The organism is Embleya sp. NPDC059237, from assembly GCF_042754105.1.
In the GTDB taxonomy this organism is placed as follows: Bacteria; Actinomycetota; Actinomycetes; order Streptomycetales; family Streptomycetaceae; genus Embleya.
Genome location: NZ_JBHZAE010000009.1, coordinates 217,768 through 223,767, shown reverse-complemented (window position 1 = coordinate 223,767; position 6,000 = coordinate 217,768). Strand labels below are relative to the sequence as shown.

Here is a 6,000-nt window from a genome sequence, read left to right as displayed (position 1 = left end):
CCGGGGGGCCCCCATTCGGGTACTACACCACCCCGATGTGGGTCCCCGAACCGCGGCCGCGGGGGGGGGGGGGCCCGGGGGGGGGCGGCCCCCCCCCCCCCGCCCCGCCCCCCCCCCCCCCCGACCGGCAGGCGCGGATCGGATGCGGAGATGCGGTCGACGAAGACCGAGCCGGGGGCATACCCCCGATCAGAACAGCGGGCGCTCGCCCGTCGTCCCCGCGATTCCCACCCAGCGGCGCCATTCCGCGACCAGACCCCAGCTGTCCTCGCCGGTGTTGGCCACCAGCAACTCCCCCGAGCGCACGACGTGTTTGCGCATCGCGCTCTCCGCGGCCACCCCGTCGCGCCGGCGCAGTGCCTCGACGATGTCGGTGTGCTCCCGGAGCGCGGTCTCCACCGATTGGTACCTGGGCACGCTGAGCCGCCCGTCCAGTGCCAACGTCTGACGCAACTCGCCGACGAACTTGGCCAGTCGCCGGTTTCCGCCGGCCCGCAGGATCACGTCGTGCAGCTTCTCGTCGGCGGCGAAGTACTCGGGGCCGGCGTCGGGGTGCGCCGCCATGATCGCCAGTTGGGCGGCCAGTTCCTCGTCGTCGCGGGTGGTCATCACCGCCGCGGCGCTGCGGCACGCCGGCGGCTCCAACAACACGCGCAGGCTGCACAGTTCGACCACGCCGCGCCCGTCCGGGCCGAGCACGCGCGCGCCGCGGTTGCGTTCGATCCGGACCAGTCCCAGGTCCGCCAGTTTGAGCAGGGCCTCCCGTACCGGCGTCCGGGAGGCACCGAACCGTTCGCCCAACTCCCGCGCGGAGTACAGCGTCCCGCGTTGGAGTGTGCCGAACCGGATCGCGTCGCGGATCTCCGCGGCGATCTGCTCGGACTTGATGTCCGCCGACGACGGTAACGACGACAAGGGGTTCCCCAGACCGGCCGAGCGACCAGGAGTACGATTCCCGGCCCGCTCGACCCGAGGCCGGAGCGGCCAGGATAGCCGCCGGAACCCGACCCCCGTCCGCCGCCCGCCGGCGGCTCCGGCACCCGCCCCGACGGGCTCTGCGTCCGGCGCGGCGGGTTCACCGGCCGCCGCGAACCCCCTCGTGGATCAGCCGGTTGCGAGATGTTCGAGGCGGACCGCCAGGCCGTCCAACATGCGCTGGAGGCCGTAGTCGAAGTTCGCCTCGCGCAGTTGCTCGGGATCCCTGCCGCGCATCGCCGACTGGCTCTCCCGGACCCGGGGATGGTCGCGCATCGCCTCCTCGGCGCTGGGTTCCAGGCTCTCCATCAGTTCCTGTTCGGTCCGACCGCTGCGGGCGAGCATGGACAGGTAGGCCGCCTCGCTGGTGGCCATCCCGATCACATAGGCCAGGACCGTACTCATCGCCTGATCGCTCTCCTCGACGGCGAAGCCCGCGCCCTCGACCACGGCGAGCATGCGCTCGGACAGCCGGATCACGTTCGGCCCCAGGTAGGCCAGTCCCACCTGGCCGAGCACCGCCGCCACCCAGGGATGGCGCAGCACCATCGCGCGCACGCTGTACGCGCAACTCCCGATCGCGGCACGCCAGTTCGCCGGATCCCCCGGATCCGGCACGGTCAACTCGCCGTAGACCTCGTCGACGACCAGCTCGATCAGCTCGTCCTTGTTGGCCACGTGCCGGTACAGCGAGGTGGCCCCCGCGCCCAAGCGGGTACCCAGGCGCCGCATGCTCAGCGCCTCCAGCCCCTCGGTGTCGAGCAGCCGCACCGCCTCGGCCACGATCTGCTCCCGGCTCAGCTGCTCGCGTTGGCGACGCGGGCGCGTCCATACGGATTCGATCGGCTTTTCGTCGGCTGCCATGGCGCCCCTCGTCTCTCCGTACCGCGTGTATCGCGCGTTTCGCGTGTGTCGCTGTCTTCGAGCCACCGTAGCGCACAGTGTTCGCATTCTGCGTACACCTGATCCATAACTGCGCACGGAACGACGTTCACAACTTGCGCACACTGTTCCGTGATGCGTACAGTGTTCGCAACGGGAGCACGGCGTACGCATCACGCATCGTCCGCTGCGCCGAGAAGCCGTGAAGCCGAGAACTCGAGGGGCCCACCATGGAGAACCACCGCAATCCGCGCCGCTGGCTGATCCTCATCGTGTTGTGCCTGAGCACGCTGGTGCTGGTCGTGGACAACATGGTGCTGACCGTCTCGGTCCCGCCGATCGCGACCGACCTGGGGGCGAACGCCCAGGAGATCCAATGGATCATCGAGTCGTACGTACTGGTGTTCGCCGGTCTGTTGTTGACCGCGGGCAGCCTGTCCGATCGGTTCGGTCGAAGGCGGATCATGATCGTCGGGTTGGCGATCTTCGGCGCCGCCTCGCTGGCCGCGACCTTCGCCGCCAACCCGGAGCAGCTGATCGCCGGTCGGGTACTGATGGGCGTCGGCGGGGCGCTGATCATGCCGAGCACGCTCTCGATCCTGATCACCGTGTTCGACGACGAGGAGCGGCGGAAGGCGATCACCGCGTGGAGTGCGGTGGCCATGGTGGGTCTGGTCGGCGGGCCGGTGGTCGGCGGCGTACTGATCGCGCACTTCTGGTGGGGCGCGGTGTTCCTGATCAACGTGCCGATCGCGATCGTCGCGATCATCGCCGCGCTCGTGCTGATGCCGGAGTCGAAGGGGCCGTGGCGCAAGTCCGACCCGCTGGGCATGGTGCTGTCGATGGTCGGCATGACCGCGCTGGTGTGGACGATCATCGAGTCGGCCAACGGTGGTCTGTCCCACCCGGGTACGCGGATCTCGCTCGTGGTCGCGGTCGTCGCGCTGGTGGCGTTCGGCTTCTGGGAGACCCGTACCGCGCACCCGATGGTCCCGCTCGCGCTGTTTCGGAACCGGGTGTTCAGCGGTGCCGGTTTCTCGCTCGTCCTGCTGACGTTCGCCAACGGCGGGCTGATGTTGATCCTGACCCAGTACCTCCAGTTCGTGCTGGGCTACTCGCCGAGCAGGACCGGTCTGGCCTTCGCCCCGATGGCGGTCGCGTCGCTGCTGTTCAACGGCATCGGCGCCACGCTCGGCAACAGGATCGGCAACCGGCCGATGACGGCGGTCGGCCTGGTGGTCATCGCGGTCGGCTTCGGCACCGTGGCGAGCCTGCCGTCGGACGCCGGCTTCGCACTGCTCTCCGCCGCGACCGTGCTGATCGGAATCGGCAGCGGGCTGGCGATGCCCGCGGCGACGGCGGCGCTGATGGGCGCGGTACCGGCCGAGCACGCCGGCGTCGGCTCGGCGCTCAACGACACGGTGCAGCAGGCGGGCGCGGCGCTCGGAGTGGCCGTCCTCGGCAGCATCCTGTCCGGCACCTACACCGGCGCCATGCCCGACACGGCCCCCGAACAGGCCAAGCAGTCGATCTCGGACGCACTCGCCATGGCCGACACCGCCGACGACCACCACCTGGCGAACACCGCCCGCGAGGCCTTCACCACGGCAATGTCCGCCGGCTTCTGGACCGCCGCAGCCTGCATCCTGGCCGCCGCCGCCCTCGCCCTACTCCTGATCCGCAACCAGACCGACCCCGGGAAGGCCACGGGCGCGGAGGCGGAGGGCGCGGGCACGGGCACGGGCGCGGAGGCCGAGGGCGCGGGTGCGGAGGCCAAGCGCGCAAGCGCCGGGGCCGAGGGCGCAGGCGCGGAGGCCAAGCGCGCAGGCGCCGGGGCCGAGGGCGCAGGCGCGGGCGCGGGCGCGGGCGCGGGGGCCAAGCGCGCAAGCGCCGGGGCCGAGGGCGCGGGCGCGGGCGCGGGGGCCAAGCGCGCAGGGGCGGGGGCCAAGGGCGCAGGCACGGGAACGGAGGCCACGGGGACTGGGGCGGGGGCAGAGGCCGAGAGCGAGGGCACGGGAGCAGAGGTGGCGGGGACCGTGGGCGCCGTGGCCGAAAGCGTGAAAGCCATGGGCACTGTGGCCGCAGGCGCGGTGGGCATCGTGGCCGAAGGCGCCCAGAGCGACATGAGCGTGGCCACAGGGGTGGTGGGCACCATGGCCGAGAGCGCCAAGGCCGACAGCGAGGGCAAGCGCGCAGGCGCCGAAGGCGCCGTGGACGCGAGGACCGTGGACGCCCAGAGCGAGGGCACGGGGGCCATGGCCGCCGGGGCAGTGGCCGCCGACGCTGCGAGCCCGGAGGGCAGCGAAGCCCAACCGGCGTCGGCCGAGCCCGCCCCCGCCTGCGCAGCGGCGGCCCACTGACCTTCCGCACCCGGACGATCTCGCACCACAACGCCCCGACAGCCCACCCGCCGTCGGGGCGCGGTGGCATCAGTCGGTCCAATTGGACTCGAACACCCACACGCCACCCGACAACCGATCGGCCTCGAACACCGGCCGGACCGATGGCACGCGCACTGTGGACGAAGCCACAGCCATCGCCCACCCACCTGCGGCCCGCCGGATCTCAACCACGGCTGGGCCGAGGGCGATCGCACCCCAAAGCGGACCGCAGCCGTTGCCCACCCACCTGCGGCCCGCCCGCCCTCAACCACGGCCGGGCCGAAGGCGATCGCACCCCACAACGAACCGCCACCGATACCCACCAGCCTGCGGCCCACCGGCCCTCAACCACGGCCGAGCCGAAGGCGATCGCACTCCCCCGCGAACCGCAGCCGGCCGCCCACCAACCTGCAACCCGGTTGCCCTGGGACGCCGAACGAGCCGAACGTATTCGCCGGTCGCCGCAACCTCGGCCGACAAGCCCGGCAACCGGCCTGCGGCCCACTCGTCCTCAAACGCCGGACGGGCTGGATCCGTCCACCAGCGCTCTCGGCCTGCGGCAACAGACCGGCAGGTCGAGTGCCTATGACGGTAACTACAACCGGACGAGGTGCGATGGACGTATTGGGGGGCGGGAGTTCACAAAACCGGACGGCGTGAAGTGCCGTGGTCTCGGCGCGAGAGAAAACCGCAGGTCAACGGGAAGAGAAGCCGTTTCGAGTGCCTCGGGATCCGGTTTCGACCTCGCTGGGCACTTTCGGTGGTCTCAACGACCTCCGCGAGGTCGCAGCAATCGAAGCCGACCCCCACCGGGCAATTTCGGTCTCCACAGCGACGGTGCAGGAGGCCGGAGCACACGAAACCGGCACTCGACGCCCGACTTTCCACCCCAACCACACAAAACCGCAGGTCACCGAAGCTCGACGCCCACAACCACCCACCGCGATCCGGTTTCCAACCCCAACTCCCCTCCAAACACCCCCGAAACTCCCCGACCCACCCTGGAAGGCCCTGGAGAACCCGACCCGACCACCCACCCGCTCCCCGCTGCCGGCCGGTTTTCACCGAGCAACACACCCGTCTCGTCGGGAACCCTCCGTCTCGGAGCCCCGCACGCCGGCGGCGGCCCACCACCGACTCTGACCAGCCCCGCACCGGCCGGCCGCAACCCAAGGCGCAACGCGCACCGGCAGCGCCCGGCCCACTTGGGAAGGCTCGCCGGCGGACTCGACCCGAGCGGCGGATACGCCGCGGTGCTGATCGGGGCCGCGCTAACCGTGCCGTGGTTGGCGGCCCGGCTTGATGTCCAGCACGTACTCGATGGACCCCCGGCGACCGGTGACACCCTCGTAACGCCAGGCGGCGTCCAGCACCTCACGCACGTCCCAGCGGGCGTTCGGCTGCTGGGTGGCCCGGGCCGGGTCTGGCCCACTTGAACGGATCCCACCCAACGCCCGCAGATGTTCGAAGCCGGCTCGAAGTGGCCCCACCCAGGCGGATACCGTCACAGCCCAGGCCCGCCGCCAGGGACCAACCGCGTTGCCACGGCCCAACTATGCTCAAGGCCATTGCCCGCGGCAGCTCCGCGCAGCGCCCGGTGAGACCGGCAAACGCCACGACATATTGCCCAGGCAGCGCTGTCGGCGGGGTTGGGACCGCCGCCAACGTCGGCTGTCGGAGCGCTGCCCTGTCGACGGATGCACCCGCACGCCGCCCGGTGACGTGCGCAAAGGCCATCCCACGGTCGAACCACCGCCGCGAG

2 protein-coding genes and 2 pseudogenes are annotated in these 6,000 nt (G+C 71.4%); 1 reads left to right on the top strand and 3 read right to left on the bottom strand.

Annotated elements, in window-relative coordinates; genetic code table 11:
* Nucleotides 1-189 precede the first annotated feature (189 nt).
* Both ACFXKZ_RS27645 and ACFXKZ_RS27640 read right to left on the bottom strand, forming a co-directional pair.
* The gene (locus ACFXKZ_RS27645; protein ID WP_380003721.1) at nt 190-915 is read right to left on the bottom strand and encodes a GntR family transcriptional regulator; all 726 of its coding nucleotides are present in this window, start codon (nt 913-915) and stop codon (nt 190-192) included.
* A gap of 189 nt (nt 916-1,104) precedes the next feature.
* Nucleotides 1,105-1,839 carry a TetR/AcrR family transcriptional regulator gene (locus tag ACFXKZ_RS27640; RefSeq protein ID WP_380003720.1) on the bottom strand — a complete coding sequence of 245 codons (735 nt, stop codon included), beginning with the start codon at nt 1,837-1,839 and terminating at the stop codon, nt 1,105-1,107.
* A 248-nt stretch (nt 1,840-2,087) separates the two neighbouring features.
* Between ACFXKZ_RS27640 and ACFXKZ_RS27635 the strand changes: the two are divergent.
* A pseudogene (locus tag ACFXKZ_RS27635) lies at nt 2,088-3,587 on the top strand (MFS transporter); the annotation flags it as partial.
* Between the two features lie 1,958 nt (nt 3,588-5,545).
* On the opposite strand, the pseudogene ACFXKZ_RS27630 reads toward ACFXKZ_RS27635, so the two are convergent.
* Nucleotides 5,546-5,662, bottom strand: a pseudogene (locus ACFXKZ_RS27630) (23S rRNA (adenine(2503)-C(2))-methyltransferase RlmN); the annotation flags it as partial.
* Nucleotides 5,663-6,000: the final 338 nt, after the last annotated feature.

Bases quoted from the DNA above. Each gene is read 5' to 3' on its own strand.
- ACFXKZ_RS27640 (WP_380003720.1), bottom strand. From the start codon at position 1,839: ATGGCAGCCGACGAAAAGCCGATCGAATCCGTATGGACGCGCCCGCGT.